The sequence below is a fragment of the Dechloromonas sp. H13 genome, assembly GCF_009469615.1.
GTDB lineage: Bacteria > Pseudomonadota > Gammaproteobacteria > Burkholderiales > Rhodocyclaceae > Azonexus.
In genome coordinates this window covers 34,731-59,533 of record NZ_SSXX01000004.1, presented here as the reverse complement: position 1 = coordinate 59,533, position 24,803 = coordinate 34,731, and the positions used below count along the sequence as shown (strand labels likewise).

Sequence of the window (24,803 nt, the reverse complement as noted above, 5' to 3'; positions counted from 1 at the left end):
ATTCTCCTCAGAACTTGTGAGCGCCGTGCGCGCCGAGGCTCATGATGTACTGGACGATCCACTGATTGTCGGTGATCCCGGCCATGGATTTGTCCTGGGCGTACTGCAGGCGCATCCGCGAGAACTCGCTCCAGCTGTAGTCCACCATCGCCGTTGCGCGTTTCGGCCGGTAGTCCTCGACGACGAGGTTGGCCGCATTGACGCCGAGGTTCTGGCGCCCGCTGTCGAGCTGGTCGTAGCGCAGGCCGGCCCGCCAGTTCGGCGTGAACTGGAAGACACCCTGCGCGTACCAGCCGCGCTGGCGCGTGTCATAGTCGCCGGTGACCGGCGTCGCGCAGGCATTGCCGACCCCGGCTTCGTCGGTGCAGGTCAGTTCGCCCTTGTCCTTGCGCACGAAGTATTCGCTCTGGAACTTGAAGTTCTGGTACTTCGGGTTGCCGTTGGGCGCCCATTTCCAGACGAAATCGGCCAGCCAGGTGTCGGTATCGCCGGTGAACAGCCCCTGCGCGGCGAGGCCGTTGACGTCGAGGAAATCGGCTTCGCGGTCGCCGGATGTGGTCTTCAGGTAGGAAACCCCGGCCCGCCAGCTGTTGGAAACGCCCAGATCATCGCCGAGATGGGCGTAGAGGGCCCAGGCGCCAGCACCGTTCTTGTTGCTGTCGGTGCCCGGGAAATTGGCGCCACGTCCGATTTCGCTCCCGAATTCGAGGAAGATCGGCGTCGGCGCCAGCCACTTGAGCTGCAGGCCGTCCTGGCGATAACTCGCCTCCTCGCCGAACAGCGCGTTGTACATCAGCGGCGCATTGGCGAAATCCCACTGGTGCGGATGCTGTTCGTTGAGGTAGCCGATGCCCGAGCGGTAACGCCCGCCCTTGAGGCCGACGCCGTGGCCGATGGCCAGCGACTGGAACCACGCCTCCTCGACGTCCACCGCCTCGTCCTGAACCGCGAGCACCGCCTGGCCGCGCCAATAGGGGTCGATGCCGGCGCTGAAGATCAACTCGGTGTGGTTGAGGGAAAAGCCGCGCGTGCTGATGCCCTTGCCGTGGTCGGCATGGCCGTCGGCCGGCCAGAAGCCGGTAATGGTGCGGTCGGGCACGTTTTTCATCTGCGCGTACTGGCCCTGCAGGATCAGTGACACCTCGGGGTTGAAGGCGCTGGCGGCAGCGAGAGCGCCGCCCGCCGCGGTGGGGGGGTTCGCGGCCACCGGTGCGCCCCCCGGCGCCACCGCCGGGGCGACCGGCGCCGGCCGAGCCCGGGCGTCGGCTTCGGCCTGGGCCAGCCGCTGTTCGAGCGCCGCGATGCGCTGCTCGTAGGTCTTCTTCATTTCGTCGATCTGGGCACGGATGGCGGCGAGATCGGCATCGCCGGCCGCCTGCGCGCCGCACGAGGCGGCGAGCAGCGCAGCCACGGCAAATGGCTTGTGCAACATGGAATTCTCCTGAAAACGCGATGGGTGCGACCGCGGCTTCGGCTACTGCGGTCGACGGCAAAAAATGGGGCGTTTTCAGGCGGCGGGCGGGCCGCGCTGCACGGCGGCAGGCGGCGGGAAGGCACTGCGGGCATGGCAGCGCAGCGCTTCGGTAAGGAGTTGCGGCGCGACGACCGGCGGCGGCAGCGCCAGCGCCGGCAGGGCGGCCCCCAGGTCGTGCGCCGCCAGGCACAGCTCGCAGACATGCGTCGGCAAGCCGCTGTCGTCGTCCGCCGCATGCGTGACGGCATGCGCCCCCGCCGCCAGTTGGGCGAAGAGGAGGACGGCGACGAGCAGGAGATGACGCAGCGGATTCACGGTGCCAGTTTAGTCGACCTGGACGAGCAGGCCCTTGAGATATTCGCCTTCCGGGAAATTCAGCGCCACCGGGTGGTCGGCCGCGCCGGCCAGGCGGCGCACGATGCGCGCGTCACGCCCGGCGTCGTGCGCCGCCCCGGCGACGATCTTCTGGAACAGTTCCAGCCCGATGCCGCCGGAACACGAATAGGTCATCAGCAGGCCACCCGGGCGCAGCAGGCGGAAGCCGAGCAGGTTGATGTCCTTGTAGGCACGCGCCGCGCGCTCGGCATGGGCGGCGGAAGGCGCGAACTTGGGCGGATCGAGGACGATCAGGTCGAACAGCCGGCCGTCCTTGCGGAAATCGCGCAGGGCCTGGAAAACGTCGGCCTCCTGCCATTCGGCGCGCGCAGCCGGCAGCTGGGGATTGAGCGCCAGGTTGGCACGGGCCTGGGCGAGCGCCGGGCCGGAGGAGTCGATGGACAGGACATGCGCCGCACCGCCGGCCAGCGCCTGCAGCGAGAAGCCGCCGGTGTAGCTGAAGCAGTTGAGGACCTCCTTGCCGGCCGCCAGTTGGCCGAGCAAGGCGCGGTTGTCGCGCTGGTCGAGGTAGAAACCGGTTTTGTGGCCGCCGGCGATGTCGACCGCCAGCCTCACGCCATTTTCATCGATCGCCAGCGGCATCGACGGCGCTTCGCCATGCAGCCAGCCTGTCGTCGGTTCCAGGCCTTCGAGGCCGCGCACGTCGGAGTCGGAACGCTCATAGATGCGGGCGCAGCCGGTCGCCTTGACGAGACCGGCGACGATCGCCTTGCGCCACTTGTCGGCACCCGCCGAGGTCAGTTGGACGACGACGGTGTCGCCATACTGGTCGGCGATGACACCGGGCAGGCCGTCCGATTCGGCGTGGATCAGGCGCAGGCCCGGCTGGCCGCGCAGCTCCGGCAACGCCTGGCGGCGCGCCACGGCGGCGGCGATGCGGCGCTTGAAGAAGGCGTCATCGACCGATTCCTCAGGATCGAAAGTCCAGAAGCGGGCGCGGATCTGCGATTGCGGGCTGTAGGCGGCGCGGCCCAGCGGGCGCAGGTTGTCGGCCAGCACCTCGACCGTGTCGCCCGGCCGCGCGCGCCCTTCCAGGCGCCCGACCGAGCCGGCGAAGAGCCAGGGATGGCGCTGCTTGAGGGCGGAACGCTCCTTGCCGGGCAGCAGGATCAGCTGGGCCATGGTTTTCCCGATCTCAAAATGAAGAAGCCCCGGTCACCTTGCGGCAACCGGGGCCTGAAATACCGGCAACGGCTTAGGCGCCCAGACCCTTGCGGTTGCGAGCGTGGCATTCGGCGGCGTAGATGACCTTGAACATGGTCTTGCCGGTGCCCTTGAACAGGCGCTTGCTGGACTTGGAAACGCAGCGGCGCTCCAGGGAAGAACGGCGGGTACGGTTGATGGCCATGACTAACTCCTTGATTCCGGCGATTTTTCGAAACCGCGAATCATAGTGGCTGGCGGCGGAAACGTCAATTGAAGCCCGACTTTCGGGCAATTTGGGTGGTCGACCGCAGCGATGACGCTCAGGAGCGGCGCCTGGCGCGCGGGTGGGCGGCGTCGTAAACCTTGGCCAGATGCTGAAAATCCAGGTGCGTATACACCTGTGTCGAGGCGATGCTGGCATGGCCGAGCATCTCCTGTACCGCCCGCAGGTCGCCCGACGACTGCAGGACATGCGAGGCGAAGGAATGGCGCAGCATGTGCGGATGGACGTGGCGCGGCAGCCCGGCGCGCAACGCCTGGTGCCCGAGCCGCGCCTGGATCGCCCGGTGGCTCAAGCGCGTGCCGCGGCGACCGACGAACAGCGCCGGCTCGCCGGCCGCCGCCAGCTGCTCGCGCAACGGCCGCCAGGCCGCCAGGGCTTCCCGTGCCCGGGCGCCAACCGGCACGATGCGCGCCTTGCTGCGCTTGCCGAGCACGCGGACCTCGCCTTCGAGCAGCACGCTCTCCAGCGCATCAACGTCGAGCGCGGCCAGTTCGGCGAGGCGCAGGCCGGATGAATAGAGCAGTTCGAACATCGCCGCATCGCGCGCGGCGAGCGCCGGATCGTCGTCGCCCTCGCTTTCCAGCAGGGCCGCCGCCTCGTCCACCGACAGCGCGTTGGGCAGCCGCCTGGGCGACTTCGGCGGGCGCACGCCGTCGCAGGGATTGGCGGCCAGTGTGCCGCGCTGCCCGAGCCAGGCGAAGAAGCCGCGCCACGCCGAGAGCAGGCGGGCGAGCGAGCGGCCCGCCAGGCCACGGGCGTGGAGCTGGGCGACGAAGCGCCGGATCTGGTGCACCTGCAGGTCGGCGAGCCGGGTTTCCCCGGCCAGTTCGAGCAGGCGCGTCAGGTCGCGCCGGTAATTGCTGATGGTATGCGGCGACTGCCGGCGCTGTTCGGCCAGTTCGGCCAGATAGTCGGCGACCGCCGGCGTGCTCACGGGGCCGGCTTGGCGACGCGCGTCAGGACGGCCGAGAGCATCTCGCCCATCCGTTCGAGGTAGAGCGTGCCCATCTCGGCATAGAAGCGCTGGGCGTCCTCGCTGCCGAGGGCCAGCATGCCGATCGTCGCGCCGCCGTCACAGAGGGCGATCAGCGCCTGCGAGCGGATGTGTGCGGCATGCTCGCCGAACCAGGCGGCGGTCCCGAAACCGGATGTCGACCCGCAGAAGGGATGCGCCAGGGTGTCGGCGAAAACCTGCAGTTCGGGCGCGACCGCCGCGAATTCCGGCAGTTCTTCGATCCCGGCGGGTTTCTGCCACAGGCGCAGGGTCACGTGCGGCACGGCGAAATCGTCGCGCAGATGGAAGCGCATCAGGTGAATCGCCGCCGGGAAGGTTTCCACGGCGATCAGGCCGACCGCCAGGCGGTGCACCTTTTCGCTGATCGCGTCGTTTTCCTCGCCGAAGGCGATCAGTTCGGCCAGCTTGCTTTCGGTTTCGCGGTTCTTCTCGCGCAGCGTCAGCATCTGCCGCTCGGCCAGCGAAACGGCGCGCCCGCCGTGCGGATGGGGCACGTAGATCTGCGCCAGCAGATCGGCATACTGCTCGAAGAACCCCGGGTTGGACTTCAGGTATTCGGCGACATCTTCGGCGAAGGGCGCGCTCATAGTTCGATTTCTCCAGTGAAAACAGTGACTGCCGGGCCGCTCATCAGGACCGGGCGCCCGGGGCCGCCCCAGGCGATGTTGAGGTCGCCGCCGCGCGTCGTCACGCGCACCGGCGATTCGAGCAGGCCGCGCCGGATGCCGGTGACCACCGCCGCGCAGGCACCGGTGCCGCAGGCCAGCGTCTCGCCCGAGCCGCGCTCGTAGACGCGCAGCTTGATGGCGTGCTTGTCGAGAACCTGCATGAAGCCGGCATTGACGCGCTGCGGGAAGCGGTCGTGGCGCTCGATCAGCGGGCCATGCTCGCCGACCGGCGCCGCATCTACGCTGTCCACGACCTGCACGGCGTGCGGGTTGCCCATCGAGACGACGCTGATTTCCAGCGTCTCGTCGGCGACGTCGAGGTTGTAGATGACGACATCGTCGTCATGCAAAAAGGGAATCTCGGCCGGCAAAAAGCGCGGTTCGCCCATGTCGACCGTGACGTTGCCGTTCGCTTCGAGGCGCGGCTCGATGATCCCCTTCAGGGTCTCGACGCGTATCTCCCGCTTGTCGGTAAGCCCGGCCTCATGGACGAAGCGCACGAAGCAGCGGGCGCCGTTGCCGCACTGCTCGACCTCGCTGCCGTCGGCGTTGAAGATCCGGTAGCGAAAATCGACGCCGGACTGGCTGGGCGCCTCGACCAGCAGGATCTGGTCGCAGCCGACGCCGAAATGGCGGTCGGCCAGGTAGCGCAATTGTTCCGGCGTCAGGGAGACGACCTGGCGAACGCCGTCGAGAACGACGAAATCGTTGCCTAGGCCATGCATTTTCGAGAATTTGAGCTTCACTGCCCGCTCCGCGATGAGATTCAAAAAAGAATAGCAGAGACAGAGACTTGTCTCAAATTCCTAAAGCTTCTTCTCCATCACGTAGTCGTCCATGACGAAACCGTGGCCGATGTCGTCGACAATCGCCTCGCGGACGACGAAACCGTACTTGCGGTAGGAACCGATCGCCTTTTCGTTGCGCTTGTTGACCGCCAGGATCACGCACGGATAGCCGAGCTTCCCGGCGCGCGCCGCGACGTGCGCGATCAGCTGGCCGCCGACGCCCTGGCGCTGGACGTCGGGATGGATGTAGAGCTTGTCCAGCTTGAACTCGCCCTTGTAGATTTCGCTGAAGGCGAAGCCGACCCGGCGGCCGGCCAGGAAGGCCTGGTCCAACCACTTGTCGGCGTCTTCCAGATCGTCGTACAGGCGCTCGTGGCCGTAGCGCTGTTCGAGCATGAAGTCGATCTGTTCCTGGGTGATGATGCCGGGGTAGGTGGCCTGCCAGATTTCGCGGGCCAGCGCCGAAATGGCGGGCACGTCGGGCGGCGTCACGGGGCGGATTTCGATGTTCAGGCTGTTCATTTGTAAAACCTCTGTTCTCCGGGTGGCCGGGTCTTGAAGCGCTTGTGCAACCAGAAATACTGCTCCGGCATGCGCAGCACCTGGCTTTCGATGAAACGGTTCATGGCCGCGGTATCGGCCTCGACGCTTTCGCCCGGGAAGTCCTCCCAGGCCGGCATGACCTCGATTTCGTAGCCGTCGGGCAACTGGTGGGCGATGCACGGCACGACGCGCGCGCCGGTCAGGCGGACCAGGCGCGAGAGGGCCGGGATGGTCGCCGTCTGGACGCCGAAAAAGGGCACGAAGATCGATTCCTTCGGACCGAAATCCATGTCCGGCAGGTAGTAGAACTGGTGTCCATCCTTCATGGCCTTGATGATCTTGCGCAACCCGTCCTGCCGCGAAAACATGATCGTGTCGCTGAAGCGCTTGCGGCCATCATAAAGCAACTTGTTGAAAACCGCGTTCTTCTGATTGGAATAGACGCTGCAGCCGACGCCGAACATCGAAATGCGCGTCGCCGCGGCATCGAGCCCGACGAAATGCGGAGTCAGCACGACGACCGGCCGGCCCTCGGTATCGAACAGGTGCTCCTTGCCGGTCACCCGGATCAGGCGTTCGAGGCGCGCCTGCGGCGCCCACCAGAGCAGCGTCCGGTCGAGCACGGCGCAGCTGAAGGCGGCGAAATGACGGCGCGCCAGCGCCTCGCGCTCCGCCTCGGTCTTTTCCGGGAAGCACAGGCGCAGGTTGATCAGTGCCACGTTGCGGCGCTCGCGGCCGATCGCATAGAGCAGCGCGCCGAGGCCGCTGCCGACCGCGCGCAGGACGCCGATCGGCAGCCAGTGCAGCAGCCAGAGCAGGCCGACCACCAGGTACGACAGGAGTCGGGTCATGCCGCGCCTGCGCCCGCCTCCGGCGGCAGTTCGGCGCCGGCCGGCCGCTTGTAGCGGTTGTAGCCCCACAGGTACTGGACCGGGCACTGGTGGACCAGATGCTCGACCTCGTGGTTGATCTGCTGCGCCCGGGCGAGGGTGTCGCCGCTCAGCGCCGCCTGCGGCGGCGAAAAGTGCACCCGGTAGCCACGCCCGCCGGGCAGGCGTTCGCCCCAGGTCATCAGCGTGGTGGCACCGGTTTCGGTGAGCCGGGCGGCCAGCGTCATCGTGTAGGCCGGGCGGCCGAAGAAGTCGAGCCAGACGCCCTCCCCGGTTTTCGGCGCCTGGTCCGGCAGGAGCCCGACCGCCTGGCCGCGCTTGAGCGCCTTGATCAGCGAACGCACCCCGGTCAGGTCGGCCGGGGCCAGATGCAGCTGGGTGCGCTGGCGCCCCATCTCGATCAACTGCTGCATGGCCGCCCGCTTCGGCGGCCGGTAGAGCACGGTGATCGGAAAATGCGCCGACAGGTACTGCGCGGTGATCTCGAAGCAGCCGAGATGCGGCGTCAGGAAGACGATGCCCCGGCCCGCCTCGTGCGCGGCCGCGACGTGCTCCCAGCCCACAACCTCGGCCACCTGGGCGTTGGCTTCTTCCAGCGTGCGCATCCAGATGCGCGACAGTTCCAGCATCTGCTTGCCGGACTCCCCGGCCACTGCCATGCGCAGCGCGGGATCGATGCCGCCCTGGGCCAGGTTTTCGCGGATGTGCCGGCGGTAGGTCGGCGAAGCGAGGTAGGCCAGGCGGCCGAAAAGGGCGCCCAGCGCATGGATCAGCCACAAAGGCAGCCGGCTGAGGAGGCGGAATAGAAAAACCATGCGGCTCCGGGGGTTGAAACCCGCCGTGAAAAGCCTATTATTATCCCTTCGCCGAGTTAAACAGACAACTTGCGGGGCGACCAACAAATACTGCTAAAGCGTCACCGCTCGTGGTCCGAAGCCGGTAACGCCGGACCCAAGGACCACTGGAGCACTTCATGAGCGATTTTCTCTTCACCTCGGAATCGGTTTCCGAAGGCCATCCCGACAAGGTTGCCGACCAGATTTCCGATGCCATCCTCGATGCCATCCTGGCCCAGGACAAGCATTCGCGCGTCGCTGCCGAAACGCTGTGCAACACCGGCCTGGTCGTCCTGGCCGGCGAGATCACGACCAATGCCAACGTCGACTACATCCAGGTCGCGCGCGACACCATCAAGCGCATCGGCTACGACAACACCGAATACGGCATCGACTACAAGGGTTGCGCCGTGCTCGTCGCCTACGACAAGCAAAGCCCGGACATCGCCCAGGGCGTCAATGCCGCCTACGACGACAACCTCGGCCAGGGCGCCGGCGACCAGGGTCTGATGTTCGGCTACGCCTGCGACGAAACGCCGTCGCTGATGCCGCTGCCGATCTACCTGTCGCACCGCCTGGTCGAGCGCCAGGCCATGCTGCGCAAGGATGGCCGCCTGCCGTGGGCGCGCCCCGATGCCAAGTCGCAGGTCACCATCCGCTACGTCGATGGCAAGCCGCATTCGATCGACACCGTCGTGCTGTCCACCCAGCACTCGCCGGACATCAGCCTGGAAGACCTGCGCGAGGCGACCATCGAACAGATCATCAAGCCGGTGCTGCCCAAGGAACTGATCAAGGGCGACATCAAGTATCTGGTCAATCCGACGGGCCGCTTCGTCGTCGGCGGCCCGCAGGGCGACTGCGGCCTGACCGGACGCAAGATCATCGTCGACACCTACGGCGGGGCCGCCCCGCACGGCGGCGGCGCCTTCTCCGGCAAGGACCCGTCCAAGGTCGACCGTTCCGCCGCCTACGCCGGCCGCTACGTCGCCAAGAACATCGTCGCCGCCGGCCTGGCCAGCAAGTGCCTGGTGCAGGTCTCCTACGCCATCGGCGTCGCCCACCCGACCTCGATCATGATCGACACCTTCGGCACCGGCAGGATCAGTAACGAGACGCTGACCGAACTGGTCAAGAAGCACTTCGACCTGCGTCCGAAGGGCATCGTCAATATGTTGGATCTGCTGCGTCCGATCTACCAGAAGACCGCCGCCTACGGCCACTTCGGCCGCGACGAGCCCGAGTTCACCTGGGAAGCCACCGACCGCGCGGTCCTGCTGAAATCCGACGCCGGCCTGTAGCCCTACCGCGGTCGACCATCGAAAATCGGCATTTTTCGGCGGTCGACCGCAACAGGTCGCTCTGGCATCAAAAAAACGGTTTATAATCCGCGACCTACCGAGGAGCGCTGCAGGGGAAGTTTCCCTCAGGCTCGGTTTGCAACGGCGCTCACCCCTTTAACCCGTGCCGGGCACGGGGTGGCGGGTGAGCCGGATCTGCCCCCTCCCTCTCCCGGCCACAGTTCATCAGGAGCTTGCTGTGGCTGAATTCAAAGACTACGTCGTTGCCGACCTTTCCCTTGCCGACTGGGGTCGCAAGGAAATCAAGATCGCCGAAACCGAAATGCCGGGCCTGATGGCCATTCGCGAGGAAGTCGCGAAGACCCAGCCGCTCAAGGGTGCGCGCATCACCGGTTCGCTGCACATGACCATCCAGACCGCCGTGCTGATCGAGACGCTGACCGCGCTCGGCGCCGACGTCCGCTGGGCCTCGTGCAACATCTTCTCGACCCAGGACCACGCCGCCGCCGCCATCGCCGCCGCCGGCATCCCGGTCTTCGCCGTCAAGGGCGAATCGCTGCCGGAATACTGGGACTACACCCACCGCATCTTCGAATGGACCGACGGCGGCTTCTCGAACATGATCCTCGACGACGGCGGCGACGCCACCCTGCTGCTGCACCTCGGCGCCCGCGCCGAAAAGGATCTGTCGGTGCTCGACCACCCGGACAGCGAGGAGGCCACCGTGCTGTTCGCCTCGATCAAGGCCAAGCTGAAGACCGACCCGACCTGGTACTCGACCCGTCTCGCCCAGATCAAGGGCGTCACCGAGGAAACCACCACCGGCGTGCATCGCCTGTACCAGATGCACGAGCGCGGCGAATTGAAGTTCCCGGCGATCAACGTCAATGACTCGGTGACCAAGTCCAAGTTCGACAACCTGTACGGCTGCCGCGAATCGCTGGTGGATGGCATCAAGCGCGCCACCGACGTCATGGTCGCCGGCAAGATCGCCGTCGTCTGCGGCTACGGCGACGTCGGCAAGGGCTCGGCCCAGGCCCTGCGCGCCCTGTCGGCCCAGGTCTGGATCACCGAAATCGACCCGATCTGCGCCCTGCAGGCGGCGATGGAAGGCTACCGCGTCGTCACCATGGACTACGCCGCCGACAAGGCCGACATCTTCGTCACCGCCACCGGCAACTTCCACGTCATCGACCACCACCATCTGGTCAAGATGAAGCACAACGCCATCGTCTGCAACATCGGTCACTTCGACTCGGAGATCAACGTCGCCTCGATCGAAGGCTACCCGTGGGAAGAGATCAAGCCGCAGTTCGACCACATCACCCTGCCCTCCGGCAACCGCATCATCCTGCTCGCCAAGGGCCGCCTGGTGAACCTCGGCTGCGCCACCGGCCACCCGTCCTACGTGATGTCCTCGTCGTTCGCCAACCAGACCATCGCCCAGATCGAGCTGTTCACCAAGACCGCCGCCTACCCGGTGGGCGTCTACACGCTGCCCAAACACCTCGACGAAAAGGTCGCCCGTCTGCAGCTGAGGACCCTGAACGCCCAGCTGACGACGCTGACCGACGCCCAGGCCAGCTATATCGGCGTCCCGGTCGACGGCCCGTACAAGACCGAGCACTACCGCTACTGAGTTACTGGTCGCCGGTCGTTAGCCATTAGCCGGCCAGCGGCAACTCACGGCTTTCGCCAATGACCGGCAACCAATGACCCACAGCCGAAAATGAGCATGAACTCCTTCCACGCGCGGCAGAAAAAGCCGCGCCCGCCCCGCGAGCCGTCGCACCAACGGACCGCCGGGGTGTCGCGGGCGGATGCCCTGCTCGTTGCCCGGAACCTGGCCCCGTCGCGCACCGCCGCCCAGTGGCTGATCAAGGAAGGCCGGGTCAGCTGGGCCGGCGGGACGATCAGCAAGCCGGCGATGGATTTGCCCGACGATACCCCGTTGACCGTAACCGCCGACCCGGCGGCCCACTACGTCTCGCGCGGCGGCCTCAAGCTGGCCGGCGCCCTGGCGCAGACCGGCCTGACGGTCGGCGGCAAGCAGTGTCTCGATGTCGGCCAGTCCACCGGCGGCTTTACCGACTGCCTGCTGCAGGCCGGGGCCCGCCACGTGGTCGGTGTCGATGTCGGCCACGACCAGCTGCATCCGCAGCTGCGCGGCGACCCGGCGATCACCGCCTTCGAGGGCATCAACTGCCGCGCCCTGACCGCCACCGATCTCGGCCCGGCCTTTCCCGCGGCCGGCTTCGACCTGATCGTCGGCGACCTCTCCTTCATCTCGCTGACGCTGATCCTGCCGCAACTGCCGGCACTGCTGGCGGCACACGGCGACCTGCTGCTGCTCGTCAAGCCGCAGTTCGAGGTCGGCCCCGGCAAGCTCGGCAAGGGTGGCATCGTCCGCGACCCGGCGCTGTATCACGAGGTCGAAGCGAAGCTGCGCCGATGCGCCGCCAGCCTCGGCCTGACCGTCCGCGCCTGGCTGCCGAGCTCGATCGCCGGCGGTGACGGCAACCGCGAATTCTTCATCTGGTTGAACAAATGAAACCTGAAATCTCCATCGAGTTTTTCCCGCCGCAAACGCCGGAAGGCGTCGACAAGCTGCGCGCCACCCGTGCCCGGCTGGCGGAACTGAAGCCGACCTTCTTCTCGGTCACCTTCGGCGCCGGCGGCTCGACCCGCGAGCGCACCTTCGCCGTCGTCAAGGAAATCGCCGCCGAAGGCTACGACGCCGCCCCGCACCTGTCGTGCATCGGCTCGACGCGCGCCAACATCCGCGAGATCCTGAACGAATACAAGGCGGCCGGCATCAAACGCACCGTCGCGCTGCGCGGCGACCTGCCTTCGGGCATGGCCGAAACCGGTGAATTCCGCTACGCCAACGAGCTGGTCGAGTTCATCCGCACCGAAACCGGCGACTGGTTCAGCATCGAAGTCGCCGCCTACCCGGAATGGCACCCGCAAGCGCGCAGCCCGAAAGACGACCTCGACGCCTTCGCGCGCAAGGTCAAGGCCGGTGCCAATTCGGCGATCACCCAGTATTTCTACAACGCCGACGCCTACTTCCACTTCGTCGATGAAGCGCAGGCGCTCGGCGTCGAGGTGCCGATCGTCCCCGGCATCATGCCGATCGTCGGCTTCACCAAGCTGGCGCGTTTTTCAGATGCCTGCGGCGCCGAAATCCCGCGCTGGATGCGCAAGAAGTTTGAAAGCTACGGCGACGATAGCGATTCCATCCGCGCCTTCGGCCTCGATGTCGTTACCGAACTGTGCGAACGCCTGCTCAGGGGTGGCGCCCCGGGGCTGCACTTCTATTCCATGAACCAGTCGGCGCTGACCACCGAAATCTGCCGTCGCCTCGGCTGACGCCACCGGTTGCGGTCGACATGAAAAAAGCCCGCGTTTTCGCGGGCTTTTGTCTTGGGCCCGCGGCGCTCAGGCGGCCTGCGTGACAATCACGTTCTGCGCCGGCATCGGTGCCGGGAAGCCGGCGGCGGCCAGGGATTCGCGGATCACCTTGTTGGTATCGAAATAGACCTGCCAGTAATTGTCGTTGTGGCAATACGGACGCACCGCCAGCACCGGGCCGACCAGCGTGAATTCGAGAATCTCGACGTCCACCTTCGGCTCGGCCAGCACGTTCGGAATCGCCGCGATCTTTTCGCGCAGCAGTTGCATCGCCGCCTGGTGATCGGCCGCTCCCGACAGCTGGCACTTCAGGTCGACGCGACGGAACGGGTTGTGGGTGAAGTTCTGGATCGTGTCGCTGAAAATCTTGTTGTTGCCGATGATGGTCTGCACGTTGTCCGGCGTGTTGATCACCGTCGTGAACAGACCGAGTTCGGTCACGGTGCCTGTCACGCCGGCGACATTCACGAAATCGCCGACCTTCATCGGCCGCAGCACCACCAGGAAGGCACCGGCGGCGAAATGGGCGAGCAGGCCCGACCACGCCATGCCGATCGCGACACCTGCCGCCGCGATCAAGGCCGCGAAGGTCGTCGTCTGTACCCCGAAATACCCCAGGATGCCGACCACCAGCAGGACGTTCAGGGTCACGGTGATCACCGAACCGAGATAGCGCAGCACCGTCGGATCGACCTGCTGGCGCTCGAGCGAGGCGCGCACCATATTCACTGCGACGCCGATCAACCAGCGACCGATCACCCAGAAGGCGATCGCCGCCAGAATCTTCAGACCAAGGTCGGTCGCGGTCGTCAGGAGCAGATCCTGATAGCGCGAGATGTCATCTTTGTTCATCTTTCTTCTCCGTCAAGTGGGGAACATGTCGAAGTCCGGGCAGGCATCCTCGAACGGTGTCCATTCTAGATGACATCCGGGCAAATTCACCACGGTGCAAGCCCTTGATGCGCCAAGCGCAGGCCATTTGCGACCTCCACTTCGTTGACAGTCCATCCGACCATCCCTATAATCCGCGCTCCCAGGTCGGGTCGGTAGCTCAGTCGGTAGAGCAGCGGACTTTTAATCCGTTGGTCCCGAGTTCGAATCTCGGCCGACCCACCAAGTCGTCAATGGGAAATTCTGGGGCGTTAGCTCAGTTGGTAGAGCAGCGGACTCTTAATCCGTAGGTCCACAGTTCGAATCTGTGACGCCCCACCAGAATGCGAAGGCCTGCGCTTCGGCGCAGGCCTTTTCCGTTTACAGCCCTCCGAACGCCTTATCTCGCCTTGCGCCCGAATTTCTCGGTGAGCTGGTTGAGCTTTTCCAGGCGGCGCGCTTCGGCCTTGGCCTCGGCTTCCTGGGCCTTGCGCTGTTCGGCCTGCTTCTTGAAGCGTTCGCGCAACAGGTCGGCGGAGTGGGTACGCGCCTCTTCCGTGACTTCGCCGGCCGCCGTACCGTCCAGGTTTAGGCGGACGGCGTTCTTTTCCATTTCCTTCAGGTAGCGCGTCGACATCGTATGGCTGCGCAGGGCAAGGCGCAGCGCCTTGCGGCTCACTTCCGGCTGCTGGGCCAGCACCTGCTTGTCGATGCCGATCGCCAGCGGGCTGAAGTTGCGGAAGACGTCGAAGCGGGTTTGCAGGTCCTTGAGCAGGATACGCGCATCGGCGGTCGAATCGGTTTTCTGGTCGTCGGCAGTCATGATCGGGCGGGATTTTTTCAGGCGGCGAAGCGTAGCACGAAGCGGCGCTCCGCCGAAGAGGACTCAGGCTTTCATCGTGGCAAACCAGGCCAGCATTCGCCGCCAGCCATCCTCGGCGTCTTCCTTGCGGAAACTGGGCCGATAGTCGGCGTGAAAGGCATGTGGCGCGTTGTCGTAGACCTGGATTTCCGACTTGCGCGCCGCGGCGCTGCCGGATTGGAGCGCTTTCTCCATCGCTTCGACGCTCTCGAGCGGAATGCCGGTATCGAGTCCGCCATAGAGCCCGAGGACCGGCGCCAGCAGCGATCCGGTCACGTCGATGGGATGCCGCGGCGTCATTTCGCTGACCTCGCCGACCAGACGCCCGTACCACGCCACCCCGGCCTTGACCTGGGGGTTGTGCGCGCAATACAGCCAGGTGATGCGACCGCCCCAGCAGAAGCCGGTGATGCCCAGCCGGTCGGTGTCGGCGCCCTTGCCTTTCGCCCACGCGACGGTAGCGTCGAGGTCGCTCATGACCTGAGCGTCCGGCGTCCGGCTGGTGATCCGGGCGAGAATGTCGGCGACGCCCGCCAACTGGCGCGGATCGCCGAGGCGCGCGAAGAGCTCGGGGGCGATGGCGCAATAGCCTAGCCTGGCGAGGCGCCGGCAGACGTCCCTGATGTATTCATGCGCCCCGAAAATCTCCGAAACGACGAGGATCACAGGCGGCTTGACCGCTCCCTTGGGCACGGCGCGATAGGCCACCATTTCGCCATCGCTGACCGGCACCTTGATCTCCCCGGCCAGCAGGCCGGCGTCGTCGGTCCTGATCGCCGTCTGCGCCATGACCGGCTGCACGGCGAGCGCGAAGCCGGCGCCGAGGCTGGTGACCATGAAGCTGCGCCGGGTGAAGGACTGCGCGGGGACAAGGCTGGCGAATTCGGGATCGGGGGTCACGGGTGGTCTCCTTCTGTGCCTACATCAGCACGATGTCGTATTGCTCGGGTGAATAGCTCGGTTCCGATTGCAGGGATACGGGCTTTTCGATGAAGTCGGAGAGCATGGCCAGCGCCTGCGATTCCTCGTCGAGGAACAGGTCGACCACGGCCGGGCCGGCGAGGACGCGGTATTCGCGGGCGTTGAACTGGCGCGCTTCGCGCAGCAGTTCGCGCAGGATTTCGTAGGCGACGGTGCGTGCCGTCTTGACCTCACCACGCCCGCCGCAGGTCGGGCACGGCTGGCACAGGACGTGGGCGAGCGACTCGCGGGTGCGCTTGCGCGTCATCTCGACCAGGCCCAGCGCCGTAAAGCCGTTGACCGTCAACCGCGTGTGGTCGCGCGCCAGGGCCTTGTTGAACTCGTCGAGCACGGCCGCCTTGTGCTCTTCGTTCTCCATGTCGATGAAATCGACGATGATGATGCCGCCGAGGTTGCGCAGGCGCAGCTGGCGGGCGATGGTGACCGCCGCCTCGAGGTTGGTCTTGAAGATGGTGTCGTCGAAGTTGCGCACGCCGACGAAGCCGCCGGTGTTGACGTCGATGGTGGTCATCGCCTCGGTCTGGTCGATGATCAGGTAGCCGCCCGACTTCAGGTCGACGCGGCGGGCGAGCGCCTTCTGGATTTCCTCCTCGACGCCGTGCAGGTCGAACAGCGGGCGCTGGCCGGTGTAGTGGTCGAGCAGCGGCTGCACGGCCGGCGTGTATTCCTCGGCGAAGCTCATCAGCTTCTGGAAATTTTCGCGCGAGTCGATGACGATGCGCTGCGTTTCCGGATTGACGAAATCGCGCAGCACGCGCTGGCCGAGGGAAAGTTCCTGATAGAGCACCGCCGGCGGCGCGGAAACCCGCGCCCGGTCGCGAATGTCGCCCCACGTCTTGCGCAGGTAGGCGATGTCGGTGGCGAATTCCTCGTCGCTGGCGTTTTCGGCCATGGTGCGGACGATGAAGCCGCCCGGCTCGTCGGCCGGCACCAGGCGGGTGATCTTTTCGCGCAGCGCCTCGCGCTCGGCCTCGGCCTCGATGCGCTGCGAGATCCCGATGTGCTTTTCCTGCGGCAGGTAGACCAGCATGCGGCCGGCGATCGAAATCTGCGTCGACAGGCGGGCGCCCTTGGTGCCGATCGGGTCCTTGACGACCTGGACGACGATGCTCTGCCCTTCGGCAAGCACGCGCTCGATGGGGCGCTCGGTGGCCGTCTCGCGCGGCTGCCAGATGTCGGCGACGTGCAGGAAGGCGGTGCGTTCCAGCCCGACATCGATGAAGGCCGACTGCATGCCGGGCAGGATGCGCACGATGCGCCCGAGATAGACGTTGCCGACCAGCCCGCGGCTGGCCGTGCGCTCGATGTGCAGTTCCTGGACGACGCCTTGTTGCATCACGGCAACGCGCGTCTCCTGCGGGGTGAAATTGATCAGTATCTCTTCGGTCATGGGGCGTAAAATGCTCGGTTTTTCAGCATTTTACTATGCACATGGCGCCCGAACTCCTCGCTCCCGCCGGTTCGCTCGAAATGATGCGCACCGCCTTCGCCTTCGGCGCCGACGCCATCTACGCCGGCCAGCCGCGCTACAGCCTGCGCGTGCGCAACAACGAGTTCGGTTCGCTGGACAAGCTGGGCGAGGGCATCGCCGAGGCGCGCGCCGCCGGCAAGCGGTTCTTCGTGGTCAGCAACATCTTTCCGCATAACGCCAAGCTGGCGACCTACCTCGCCGACATGGCGCCGGTCGTCGCCCTCAAGCCGGACGCCCTGATCATGTCCGACCCCGGGCTGATCGACATGGTGCGCGAAACCTGGCCCGAGCAGGTCATCCACCTGTCGGTGCAGGCCAACACGGTCAACTGGGCGGCCGTCCGTTTCTGGCAGAAAATCGGCGTCGACCGCATCATCCTGTCGCGCGAGCTGTCGCTCGACGAAGTCGCCGAAATCCGCCAGCAGTGCCCCGACATCGAGCTCGAGGTCTTCGTGCACGGCGCACTGTGCATCGCCTATTCCGGGCGCTGCCTGCTGTCCGGCTACTTCAACCACCGCGACCCGAACCAGGGCACGTGCACCAACTCCTGCCGCTGGGACTACAAGGTCGGCACCGCCGATGGGCAGCCGGTGAATTTCCACCAGCACCGCGACCAGGAAATCCTCATCGAGGAAAAGCAGCGTCCGGGCGAATTCATGCCGATCGAGGAAGACGAGCACGGCACCTACATCCTGAACTCGAAGGACCTGCGCGCCCTCGAGCACGTCCAGCGCCTGGTCGAGATCGGTGTCGATTCGCTGAAGATCGAGGGCCGCACCAAGAGCCCCTACTACGTCGCGCGCACCGCCCAGACCTACCGCCAGGCGATCGACGATGCCGTTGCCGGCAAGCCGCTCGACCCGCAACTGCTGCGCGAACTCGAAGGCCTGGCCAACCGCGGCTACACCGACGGTTTCTACCAGCGCCACCACGACGCCGATTACCAGAACTACCTGCGCGGCCATTCGGAATCGGAGCGCAGCCTGTACGTCGGCGACGCCGTGCGTTTCGACGCAGCGCGCGGGCTGATGGAAATCGCGGTCAAAAACCGGTTCACCGCCACCGACCGTCTCGAATGCGTGCATCCGGCGGGCAACCGCACGTGGACGCCGGCGCGCATGGAGGATGCCGACGGGCAGCCGGTCGCCGTCGCGCCGGGCAGCGGCCACCGGGTCTGGATCGACCTGCCGGAAAGCCATGTCAACGCCTTCGTCGCCCGCTTCGTTTAACAACTATTCCCGCAAAAACAAGATGATATTCTTTGTGCGATGCAGCATATCAAGGTAACATCCGGAGCATGAGCAACCCGCCCGCCCGCATGCCGCTGATCGACGCGCTGAAAGCCGTCGCGTCGCAGCTCATCGTGCTGCACCACCTGTCCGCCTACGGCCCGCTGTCGGTCGCCATGCACCAGGCGGCGCCCGACGTCGCCGGCTGGTTCTACGAATACGCGCGGATGGCGGTCCAGGTCTTCCTCGTCATCGGCGGCTTTCTCGCCGCGCGCGGCCTGTCGGCACAGGGCGACGGCCTCGCCGGGCAGCCGCTGGGCCTGATCTGGAAGCGCTACCTGCGGCTGGTCGTTCCCTTCATGGCCGCCATCATGCTGGCCATCGTCGGCGCGGCGCTCGCCGATCACTGGATGGACGACGAGGCGATCCCGGCGCGCGCGACGCTGGCGCAGTGGCTCGCCCACCTGTTCCTGCTGCACGGCGTGCTCGGCTTCGATTCGCTGTCGGCCGGCGTCTGGTACGTCGCCATCGACTTCCAGCTCTTCGCGCTGATGGCCTTCCTCCTCTGGCTCGGCGCGGCCGGCCGCGCGGTCGGCGGCATGCGCCACCTGGCGATGGCCCTCGTCTGCGCGCTCGCCGTCGCCTCGCTGCTGTGGTTCAACCGCGACGCGTCGTGGGACAACTGGGCGCTCTATTTCTTCGGCGCCTACGGCCTCGGCGCCGCCGCCTGGTGGGCTGCGCAGCGCGGCCGCCTGACGGCCTGGCTGGGCGTCATCGCCGCCGTCGGCATCCTCGCCCTGGTCGTCGACTTCCGCCTGCGCATCGCGCTGGCCCTGACGGTCGCGCTCGGCCTCGGCTTCGCCCAGCGCAGCGGCCTGCTCCAGCGCTGGCCGGACAATGCCGTGCTGGCCTACCTTGGCCGCATCTCGTTCTCGGTCTTCCTGGTGCACTTCCCGATCTGCCTGCTGGCCAACGGGCTCTATGCGAAATTCGGCCTCTCCTCGGCGTCGACCGCAGCACTCGGCATCGCCCTCGCCTGGGCCGCCAGCATCGGCGTCGCCGCCCTCTTCTACCGCTACGTGGAAAGCCCGGCGGCCAGCCTGCGCATCACCGCGACGCTGGCCTGGCCGGTCCGGCGCTTGCTGAAACTGGGTTAATCCGCCAGTTCAGCGCGGCGCCGGAAAAATTCCAGCGCTTCCGGGTTGGCCAGCGCCTCGACGTTCTTCACCGGCTGTTCGTGGACGACGTTGCGCACGGCCAGTTCGACGATCTTGCCCGACTTGGTGCGCGGGATATCCTGCACCTGCACGACCTTGGCCGGCACGTGGCGCGGCGTCGTGTTGTCGCGGATCTGCCGCTTGATCCGCTCGCTCAGCGCAGCGTCGAGGGCCAGCCCGTCGCGCAGCTTGACGAAGAGCACGACGCGCACGTCGTCATGGCGGCCGGGCGGCCAGTCCTGGCCGATGACCAAGGCCTCGACGATTTCCGGCAGCTGCTCGACCTGGCGGTAGATTTCCGCGGTGCCGATACGCACGCCACCGGGGTTGAGCGTCGCATCCGAGCGGCCGTAGATGATCACGCTGTCGTGCGCCGTCAGTTCCGAGAAATCGCCGTGGCACCAGATGTTGGGGAAGCGCTCGAAATAGGCGGCGCGATATTTCCGGCCGTCGGCATCGTTCCAGAAGCCGACCGGCATCACCGGGAAGGGCCGCGTGCACACCAGCTCGCCCTTCTGCCCGCGCACCGGCTGACCGATTTCGTCGACCACGTCGACCGCCATCCCCAGCCCGCGGCACTGGATTTCGCCGCGCCACACCGGCAGCACCGGGTTGCCGAGGACGAAGCAGGAAACGATGTCGGTACCGCCGGAAATCGAGGCGAGCAGGATGTCCTTCTTGATCTCGCGATAGACCCAATCGAAGCCTTCCGGCGACAGCGGGCTGCCGGTCGAGAACATGGCGCGCAAGGCGGACAGGTCGTGCGTCCGGCCCGGCGTCAGGCCGAGCTTGGCGGCGGCGTCGATGAACTTGGCCGAGGTGCCGAAATGGGTCATTTTCTCGGCCGCCGCGTAGTCGAAGAGCACCGTGCCGCCGGCGGCGAAGGGCGAGCCGTCGTAGAGCAGCAGCGTGGCGCCGCAGGCGAGCCCGGACACCAGCCAGTTCCACATCATCCAGCCGCAGGTCGTGAAGTAGAACAGGCGGTCGCCGGGGCGCACGTCGCTGTGCAGCTGGTGCTCCTTGAGGTGCTGCAGGAGCACGCCGCCGTGGCAGTGGACGATGCACTTGGGCACGCCGGTGGTGCCGCTGGAAAACATGATGAACAGCGGGTGGTCGAAGGCGACGCGGTTGAAAACGACCGCTTTTCCGGCATCGACCGCAGCGATCTCGTTCCAGCGCATGGCGTTGGCGATGGCGCCGGTTTCCGGACGTTCGGCCAGGTAGGGCACGACCACCGTCCTCAGCAGCGACGGCATGCGCGCCGCCACCTCGGCGTTCTTGGCCAGGCAGTCGACCGCCTTGCCGTTGTACCAGTAGCCGTCGACGCAGACCAGCACCTTGGGTTTGATCTGGCCGAAGCGGTCGAGCACGCCCTGGACGCCGAAGTCGGGCGAGGCCGACGACCAGATGGCGCCGAGCGCCGTGGTCGCCAGCATGGCGACCAGCGTTTCCGGCAGGTTGGGCAGGTAGCCGGCGACGCGGTCGCCCGCCGCGACCCCGGCGTCGACCAGGAACTGCTGGAAGCGGGCGACCGCGGCGTACAGCTCGCCGCGCGACAGCCGCCGCTCAACCTTGTCCTCGCCCCGGAACACCAGTGCATCGCCGTCGTCGCGCCGTTGCAGCAGGTTTTCCGCATAGTTCAGGCGTGCTTCGGGAAACCAGCGGGCGCCGGGCATGCGGTCGCGGTCGACGAGGATTTGCGTGCCTTTTTCACCGACCGCGCCGCAGAAATCCCACAGCAGGTCCCAGAAAGCCTCCGGCTGGTCGACCGACCATTGCCAGAGGTCGGCATAGCTGGCGTGGCCGGTCGCCTGCATGAGCTGCGCCATGCGCGTGGCGCCGACGGTTTGCGGATTGGGGCGCCAGAGCGGCGCGGCATCGATGGCGTAGGTCATGTCGTCTCCTGTATTTTCGTTTCCGGCGACTGTAGCCGCTTTCGCGGTGCGCAGACTGTCGCCGGCCGGACAGTTGCGGCGCGTCAGAACGGCGGCGCGCTCGTCACCGCCAGCCGTTCGCCGCCAAGCGGATGCGGGAAGGCCAGCGCGGCGGCATGCAGCAGCAGGCGCGGCGCGCTGGCCAGCACCGCGGGCGGCGCATAGAGGTCGTCGCCGAGGATCGGGTGGCCGATCGCCTGCAGATGCAGCCGCAACTGGTGCGAGCGCCCGGTTTCCGGCCGCAGCCGCACGCGCGTCGTGTCGCTGGCGGCATCATAGGCCAGCACGCTGACGTGCGTCAGTGCGGGTTTTCCCCGAACGAAGTCGACCATCTGGCGCGGCCGGTTCGGCCAGTCGACGATCAGCGGCAGGTCGATGCTGAATTCCGCCGTCGCCACCCGGCCGGCGACAACCGCGATGTACGCCTTGTCCACCCGGCGCAGCTCGAACAGGCGGCCGAGCGCCCGGTGCGCCTCGGCGGTGCGCGCCATGACCAGCAGGCCCGAGGTATCCATGTCGAGGCGGTGCACGGTCAGGGCTTCCGGATAACGCGCCCGCACCCGGCGGGCCAGGTTATCGTCCATGCCCGGACCGCGGCCGGGCACCGAGAGCAGGCCCGAGGGCTTGTCGACGACGAGCAGCGCGGCATCGACATGGCGCACGTCGAGCCCCGCGTCGGGCGGCGGAGCATAGGGCGGCGGGATATGGATCATCGGCAGGGGCATGGCATACGGCGTTCGCGCATGGTAGCGGCTCGCCGGCGCCCTGAACAGCGAACCGGCCATGCGCGGCGCCCGCCCCGGCGTTACACTGGCGGCCGCAAGCAGATCGACAAACGGCCGCCCGGCGGCCAATCCAGGAGACCAGACATGACCCAGGTCGTACTCACCGAAACCCTCGGCAAGGTCGGGCTGATCCGCCTCAACCGGCCGGAAGCGCTGAACGCGCTGAACAACGCCGTGGTTGACGGCATCGCCGCCGCCATCGACGCCTTCGAGGCCGACGAGAATATCGGCTGCATCGTCATCACCGGCAGCGAGAAGGCCTTCGCCGCCGGCGCCGACATCGGCTTCATGAAGGAGTTCGATTACATGCACGCCTACAAGACGGACTTCATCACCCGCAACTGGGAGCGCATCAAGACGGCACGCAAGCCGGTGATCGCTGCGGTGGCCGGCTTCGCGCTGGGCGGCGGCTGCGAGATGGCGATGATGTGCGACATGATCTTCGCCGCCGACACGGCGAAGTTCGGCCAGCCAGAGATCAAGCTGGGCACCCTGCCCGGCGCCGGCGGCACGCAACGCCTGCCGCGCGCGGTGGGCAAGGCCAAGGCGATGGACCTGTGCCTGACGGCACGGATGATGGATGCGGCGGAAGCCGAGAAGGCCGGGCTGGTGGCCCGCGTCGTGCCGGCCGACCAGCTGCTCGATGTGACCCTGGATGCGGCGCGCACCATTGCCGGCTTCTCGCTGCCGGTGGTGATGATGATCAAGGAGTCGGTGAATCGCGCCTTCGAGTCGTCCTTGAACGAGGGATTGCTGTTCGAGCGCCGGGTGTTCCATGCCGCCTTCGCGCTGGAGGACCAGAAGGAAGGCATGGCGGCCTTCGCCGAGAAGCGCAAGCCGGGCTTCAGGAACCGCTGAGTTGCATCTTTTCGCCGATATCTCCAGCCACGGCTTCGGCCATCTCGCCATCACCGGGCCGGTGCTCGACGCGCTGGCCGAAATCGTGCCCGACCTGCGGCTGACCGTGCGTTGCGGCCTGCCGGCGGCCAAGCTGCGCCAGCGCATCGGGCCGCCCTTCGCGCATATCGAGGCGGCCAGCGATTTCGGCTTCATGATGCACGACGCACTAAGTGTCGACCTCGCCGCCACCGCCGCTGCCTACCGCGCCGCGCATGCCGACTGGCCGCGCCGCGTCGCCGGCGAAGCGCACCTCCTGGCCGAATTGCGCCCTGACGTCGTCCTCAGCAACGTCAGCTATCTGCCGCTGGCCGGCGCCGCGGCCACCGGCATCCCGGCGCTGGCGATCTGCTCGCTGAACTGGGCGGAACTCTTCGCCCACTTTTTCGGGCATGCCGACTGGGCGGCGCCGATTCACGCCGAGATGCTGGCGGCCTACCGCGCGGCCGACCGTTTCATCCGCATCACGCCGGCGATGGCAATGGCCGATCTCGCCAACACGGCGAGCGTCGGCCCGGTCGCCAGCCGCGGCAGGCGCCGCGATCTCGGACTGGCCGGCGACAAGGCGGTGCTGGTCGCGCTCGGCGGCATCGACCACCACCTGCCGGTCGACCGCTGGCCGCACCTGCCCGGCATCCGCTGGCTGGTCGCCCGCCACTGGCAGTGCCGGCACCCCGACGCCATCGCCTACGAGGACTTCGGCCTCTCATTCACCGACCTCCTGTGCTCGGTCGACGCCATCGTCACCAAGCCCGGCTACGGCACTTTCACCGAAGCCGCCTGCAACGGGACACCGGTGCTCTACCAGCGCCGCGCCGACTGGCCGGAACAGGAATGCCTGATCGCCTGGCTGCAGGCGCACGGCCGGTGCCGGGAAATCGCCGGCGCCGACCTCGAGGTCGGCGACCTCGCCGCCCCGCTCGCCGCGCTCTGGCGACAGGCGCCGCCGCCGGCACCGGTCGCCGACGGTGCCCGCGCTGCCGCCGAACTCATCGACGCGACGCGGCGCCGGACCCGGCCTGCAGCGTCTGCTGCGTAAACCGGCGCAGGGCGTTCATGTCCTGCGCCCGCGCCTCGCGGTCGCGCGCATTGAGAACGACCAGCGCGAAGACCTGGCCGTCGAATTCCTCGGCCATCGCCAGGCAATAGCCGGCGGCCGCGGTGAACCCGGTTTTTCCGGCCAGCAGCGAAACCGAGCGGTCGTGGGCGAAGCGATTGACGTTCATCCTGCCGCCCACCGCCGGCCGCCGGGCCAGTTCGCGGAACTGCGGCAACTGCGACAGGACGACCAGCAGCACGCCGAGGTCGCGCGCGCTTGCCTTGTTGAAGGCCGAAAGCCCCGACGAGTCGCCGAAATCGAAACTGAACAGCTGCATCTGCGTCAGCAGCGCCCGCATCGCGTACTGGAATTCCGCCCAGCCGCCGGGATAGCTGCGCGCTAGCGCGGCGGCGGCGCGGTTGTCGGAGGCCACCAGCAGCCACTGGATCAGTTCCTCGCGGCGCCAGGTCGAGCCGACCGGCAGGTTCGACGCCGTGTGCCGCGAAAACACGGCATCGGCTTCGGTCACACGGATCTTCTCGGCCAGCGGCAGTTCGGCGCTGAGGACCACCCAGGCGGTGATCAGCTTGCTGACCGAGGCGATCGGCACCGCCACGTCGGCATCGAGCGCCAGCAGGGTGTCGTCGAGATTGCCGACGTAGGCGTGGCGCGCGCTCAGCCGCGGCGACGCACCGGCCAGCGCCGGGACGCCGGCCAGCCAGGCCAGTCCGCCGAGCAGCAGGCGCCGGCGCAGCTCCGCCACC

25 protein-coding genes, 2 tRNA genes and 1 riboswitch are annotated in these 24,803 nt (G+C 66.9%); of the genes, 10 read left to right on the top strand and 17 right to left on the bottom strand.

What is annotated here, in order from left to right:
• Window positions 1-7: 7 nt before the first annotated feature.
• The 10 genes from GH660_RS10585 to GH660_RS10545 all read right to left on the bottom strand — a co-directional run bounded on the left by GH660_RS10585 (window position 8) and on the right by GH660_RS10545 (window position 8,018).
• Window positions 8-1,432, bottom strand: a complete 1,425-nt coding sequence (locus GH660_RS10585; protein ID WP_228276457.1) for a TonB-dependent receptor — start codon at window positions 1,430-1,432, stop codon at window positions 8-10.
• A 75-nt stretch (window positions 1,433-1,507) separates the two neighbouring features.
• A complete protein-coding gene (locus GH660_RS10580) occupies window positions 1,508-1,789 on the bottom strand; it encodes a hypothetical protein (protein ID WP_153146639.1) in 282 nt (93 codons plus the stop codon).
• 9 nt (window positions 1,790-1,798) lie between these two features.
• Window positions 1,799-2,992 carry a class I SAM-dependent rRNA methyltransferase gene (locus tag GH660_RS10575; RefSeq protein ID WP_153146638.1) on the bottom strand — a complete coding sequence of 398 codons (1,194 nt, stop codon included), beginning with the start codon at window positions 2,990-2,992 and terminating at the stop codon, window positions 1,799-1,801.
• Window positions 2,993-3,065: 73 nt separating this feature from the next.
• Window positions 3,066-3,218, bottom strand: coding sequence for a hypothetical protein (locus GH660_RS17905; protein WP_194266293.1), 153 nt, complete (start codon window positions 3,216-3,218; stop codon window positions 3,066-3,068).
• A 118-nt stretch (window positions 3,219-3,336) separates the two neighbouring features.
• Complete coding sequence (gene xerC, locus GH660_RS10570; protein WP_153146637.1) at window positions 3,337-4,233, bottom strand: tyrosine recombinase XerC; 897 nt, start codon at window positions 4,231-4,233, stop codon at window positions 3,337-3,339.
• Window positions 4,230-4,901, bottom strand: a complete 672-nt coding sequence (locus GH660_RS10565; RefSeq protein WP_153146636.1) for a DUF484 family protein — start codon at window positions 4,899-4,901, stop codon at window positions 4,230-4,232. Before GH660_RS10565 ends, xerC begins: the two co-directional genes overlap by 4 nt.
• Window positions 4,898-5,728: a diaminopimelate epimerase gene (dapF, locus tag GH660_RS10560; RefSeq protein WP_153146635.1), complete on the bottom strand. Its 831-nt coding sequence runs from the start codon at window positions 5,726-5,728 to the stop codon at window positions 4,898-4,900. Before dapF ends, GH660_RS10565 begins: the two co-directional genes overlap by 4 nt.
• Before the next feature lie 60 nt (window positions 5,729-5,788).
• Window positions 5,789-6,292, bottom strand: coding sequence for a GNAT family N-acetyltransferase (locus GH660_RS10555; RefSeq protein ID WP_153146634.1), 504 nt, complete (start codon window positions 6,290-6,292; stop codon window positions 5,789-5,791).
• Window positions 6,289-7,164 (bottom strand): lysophospholipid acyltransferase family protein, encoded by an 876-nt coding sequence (locus GH660_RS10550; RefSeq protein WP_194266292.1) that lies wholly within the window; start codon window positions 7,162-7,164, stop codon window positions 6,289-6,291. The genes GH660_RS10555 and GH660_RS10550 overlap by 4 nt, the downstream gene beginning before the upstream one ends.
• Complete coding sequence (locus GH660_RS10545) at window positions 7,161-8,018, bottom strand: lysophospholipid acyltransferase family protein (protein WP_153146633.1); 858 nt, start codon at window positions 8,016-8,018, stop codon at window positions 7,161-7,163. Before GH660_RS10545 ends, GH660_RS10550 begins: the two co-directional genes overlap by 4 nt.
• A 158-nt stretch (window positions 8,019-8,176) precedes the next feature.
• Between GH660_RS10545 and metK the strand changes: the two genes are divergently transcribed.
• The 4 genes from metK (at window position 8,177) to metF (ending at window position 12,712) form a co-directional block, all read left to right on the top strand.
• Complete coding sequence (gene metK / locus GH660_RS10540) at window positions 8,177-9,340, top strand: methionine adenosyltransferase (RefSeq protein ID WP_153146632.1); 1,164 nt, start codon at window positions 8,177-8,179, stop codon at window positions 9,338-9,340.
• A gap of 93 nt (window positions 9,341-9,433) precedes the next feature.
• A riboswitch (S-adenosyl-L-homocysteine riboswitch) is annotated at window positions 9,434-9,497 on the top strand.
• An 81-nt stretch (window positions 9,498-9,578) separates the two neighbouring features.
• Entirely contained in the window at window positions 9,579-10,979 is a 1,401-nt protein-coding gene (ahcY, locus tag GH660_RS10535) for an adenosylhomocysteinase (protein ID WP_153146631.1), read from the top strand.
• A gap of 96 nt (window positions 10,980-11,075) precedes the next feature.
• Window positions 11,076-11,891 carry a TlyA family RNA methyltransferase gene (locus GH660_RS10530; RefSeq protein ID WP_368666115.1) on the top strand — a complete coding sequence of 272 codons (816 nt, stop codon included), beginning with the start codon at window positions 11,076-11,078 and terminating at the stop codon, window positions 11,889-11,891.
• The gene (gene metF / locus GH660_RS10525; RefSeq protein WP_153146629.1) at window positions 11,888-12,712 is read left to right on the top strand and encodes a methylenetetrahydrofolate reductase [NAD(P)H]; all 825 of its coding nucleotides are present in this window, start codon (window positions 11,888-11,890) and stop codon (window positions 12,710-12,712) included. The genes GH660_RS10530 and metF overlap by 4 nt, the downstream gene beginning before the upstream one ends.
• Before the next feature lie 69 nt (window positions 12,713-12,781).
• Here the strand turns inward: metF and GH660_RS10520 are convergent, their stop codons facing one another.
• A complete protein-coding gene (locus tag GH660_RS10520; protein WP_153146628.1) occupies window positions 12,782-13,606 on the bottom strand; it encodes a mechanosensitive ion channel family protein in 825 nt (274 codons plus the stop codon).
• Window positions 13,607-13,794: 188 nt separating this feature from the next.
• Between GH660_RS10520 and GH660_RS10515 the strand changes: the two genes are divergently transcribed.
• Window positions 13,795-13,870 (top strand) — tRNA-Lys (locus GH660_RS10515).
• A 20-nt stretch (window positions 13,871-13,890) separates the two neighbouring features.
• A tRNA-Lys gene (locus GH660_RS10510) sits at window positions 13,891-13,966 on the top strand.
• A gap of 58 nt (window positions 13,967-14,024) precedes the next feature.
• Here GH660_RS10510 and GH660_RS10505 read toward each other — a convergent pair.
• The 3 genes from GH660_RS10505 to rng form a co-directional block, all read right to left on the bottom strand.
• The gene (locus GH660_RS10505; RefSeq protein WP_153146627.1) at window positions 14,025-14,447 is read right to left on the bottom strand and encodes a ProQ/FINO family protein; all 423 of its coding nucleotides are present in this window, start codon (window positions 14,445-14,447) and stop codon (window positions 14,025-14,027) included.
• 63 nt (window positions 14,448-14,510) lie between these two features.
• Complete coding sequence (locus tag GH660_RS10500; RefSeq protein ID WP_228276456.1) at window positions 14,511-15,386, bottom strand: dienelactone hydrolase family protein; 876 nt, start codon at window positions 15,384-15,386, stop codon at window positions 14,511-14,513.
• A 19-nt stretch (window positions 15,387-15,405) separates the two neighbouring features.
• Window positions 15,406-16,857 (bottom strand): ribonuclease G, encoded by a 1,452-nt coding sequence (rng, locus tag GH660_RS10495; RefSeq protein ID WP_153146626.1) that lies wholly within the window; start codon window positions 16,855-16,857, stop codon window positions 15,406-15,408.
• 35 nt (window positions 16,858-16,892) lie between these two features.
• On the opposite strand from rng, the gene yegQ reads away from it, so the two are divergent.
• Window positions 16,893-18,167: a tRNA 5-hydroxyuridine modification protein YegQ gene (yegQ, locus tag GH660_RS10490; RefSeq protein WP_153146625.1), complete on the top strand. Its 1,275-nt coding sequence runs from the start codon at window positions 16,893-16,895 to the stop codon at window positions 18,165-18,167.
• 68 nt (window positions 18,168-18,235) lie between these two features.
• Entirely contained in the window at window positions 18,236-19,324 is a 1,089-nt protein-coding gene (locus tag GH660_RS10485; RefSeq protein ID WP_153146624.1) for an acyltransferase, read from the top strand.
• Here the strand turns inward: GH660_RS10485 and GH660_RS10480 are convergent.
• Complete coding sequence (locus tag GH660_RS10480; protein WP_153146623.1) at window positions 19,321-21,279, bottom strand: acetoacetate--CoA ligase; 1,959 nt, start codon at window positions 21,277-21,279, stop codon at window positions 19,321-19,323. The two genes, GH660_RS10485 and GH660_RS10480, sit on opposite strands and share 4 nt — an antisense overlap.
• 83 nt (window positions 21,280-21,362) lie before the next feature.
• Complete coding sequence (locus tag GH660_RS10475) at window positions 21,363-22,103, bottom strand: RluA family pseudouridine synthase (RefSeq protein WP_228276455.1); 741 nt, start codon at window positions 22,101-22,103, stop codon at window positions 21,363-21,365.
• A gap of 84 nt (window positions 22,104-22,187) precedes the next feature.
• On the opposite strand from GH660_RS10475, the gene GH660_RS10470 reads away from it, so the two are divergent.
• Both GH660_RS10470 and GH660_RS10465 read left to right on the top strand, forming a co-directional pair.
• Window positions 22,188-22,961 (top strand): enoyl-CoA hydratase, encoded by a 774-nt coding sequence (locus GH660_RS10470; protein ID WP_153146622.1) that lies wholly within the window; start codon window positions 22,188-22,190, stop codon window positions 22,959-22,961.
• A gap of 1 nt (window position 22,962) precedes the next feature.
• Window positions 22,963-24,039: a hypothetical protein gene (locus GH660_RS10465; protein WP_194266291.1), complete on the top strand. Its 1,077-nt coding sequence runs from the start codon at window positions 22,963-22,965 to the stop codon at window positions 24,037-24,039.
• On the opposite strand, the gene GH660_RS10460 is transcribed toward GH660_RS10465, so the two are convergent.
• Entirely contained in the window at window positions 23,990-24,802 is an 813-nt protein-coding gene (locus tag GH660_RS10460; RefSeq protein WP_153146621.1) for a D-alanyl-D-alanine carboxypeptidase family protein, read from the bottom strand. The genes GH660_RS10465 and GH660_RS10460 overlap by 50 nt on opposite strands.
• Window position 24,803: the final 1 nt, after the last annotated feature.

Excerpts from the sequence above, each read along its gene's own strand:
- GH660_RS10585 (WP_228276457.1), bottom strand. The coding sequence starts at position 1,432 with ATGTTGCACAAGCCATTTGCCGTGGCTGCGCTGCTCGCCGCCTCGTGC.
- GH660_RS10575 (WP_153146638.1), bottom strand. The coding sequence starts at position 2,992 with ATGGCCCAGCTGATCCTGCTGCCCGGCAAGGAGCGTTCCGCCCTCAAG.
- GH660_RS17905 (WP_194266293.1), bottom strand. The coding sequence starts at position 3,218 with ATGGCCATCAACCGTACCCGCCGTTCTTCCCTGGAGCGCCGCTGCGTT.
- GH660_RS10565 (WP_153146636.1), bottom strand. The coding sequence starts at position 4,901 with ATGAGCGCGCCCTTCGCCGAAGATGTCGCCGAATACCTGAAGTCCAAC.
- GH660_RS10555 (WP_153146634.1), bottom strand. The coding sequence starts at position 6,292 with ATGAACAGCCTGAACATCGAAATCCGCCCCGTGACGCCGCCCGACGTG.
- GH660_RS10550 (WP_194266292.1), bottom strand. The coding sequence starts at position 7,164 with ATGACCCGACTCCTGTCGTACCTGGTGGTCGGCCTGCTCTGGCTGCTG.
- GH660_RS10545 (WP_153146633.1), bottom strand. The coding sequence starts at position 8,018 with ATGGTTTTTCTATTCCGCCTCCTCAGCCGGCTGCCTTTGTGGCTGATC.
- metK (WP_153146632.1), top strand. The coding sequence starts at position 8,177 with ATGAGCGATTTTCTCTTCACCTCGGAATCGGTTTCCGAAGGCCATCCC.
- GH660_RS10530 (WP_368666115.1), top strand. The coding sequence starts at position 11,076 with ATGAACTCCTTCCACGCGCGGCAGAAAAAGCCGCGCCCGCCCCGCGAG.
- metF (WP_153146629.1), top strand. The coding sequence starts at position 11,888 with ATGAAACCTGAAATCTCCATCGAGTTTTTCCCGCCGCAAACGCCGGAA.
- GH660_RS10520 (WP_153146628.1), bottom strand. The coding sequence starts at position 13,606 with ATGAACAAAGATGACATCTCGCGCTATCAGGATCTGCTCCTGACGACC.
- GH660_RS10505 (WP_153146627.1), bottom strand. The coding sequence starts at position 14,447 with ATGACTGCCGACGACCAGAAAACCGATTCGACCGCCGATGCGCGTATC.
- rng (WP_153146626.1), bottom strand. The coding sequence starts at position 16,857 with ATGACCGAAGAGATACTGATCAATTTCACCCCGCAGGAGACGCGCGTT.
- yegQ (WP_153146625.1), top strand. The coding sequence starts at position 16,893 with ATGCACATGGCGCCCGAACTCCTCGCTCCCGCCGGTTCGCTCGAAATG.
- GH660_RS10485 (WP_153146624.1), top strand. The coding sequence starts at position 18,236 with ATGAGCAACCCGCCCGCCCGCATGCCGCTGATCGACGCGCTGAAAGCC.
- GH660_RS10480 (WP_153146623.1), bottom strand. The coding sequence starts at position 21,279 with ATGACCTACGCCATCGATGCCGCGCCGCTCTGGCGCCCCAATCCGCAA.
- GH660_RS10475 (WP_228276455.1), bottom strand. The coding sequence starts at position 22,103 with ATGGCCGGTTCGCTGTTCAGGGCGCCGGCGAGCCGCTACCATGCGCGA.
- GH660_RS10470 (WP_153146622.1), top strand. The coding sequence starts at position 22,188 with ATGACCCAGGTCGTACTCACCGAAACCCTCGGCAAGGTCGGGCTGATC.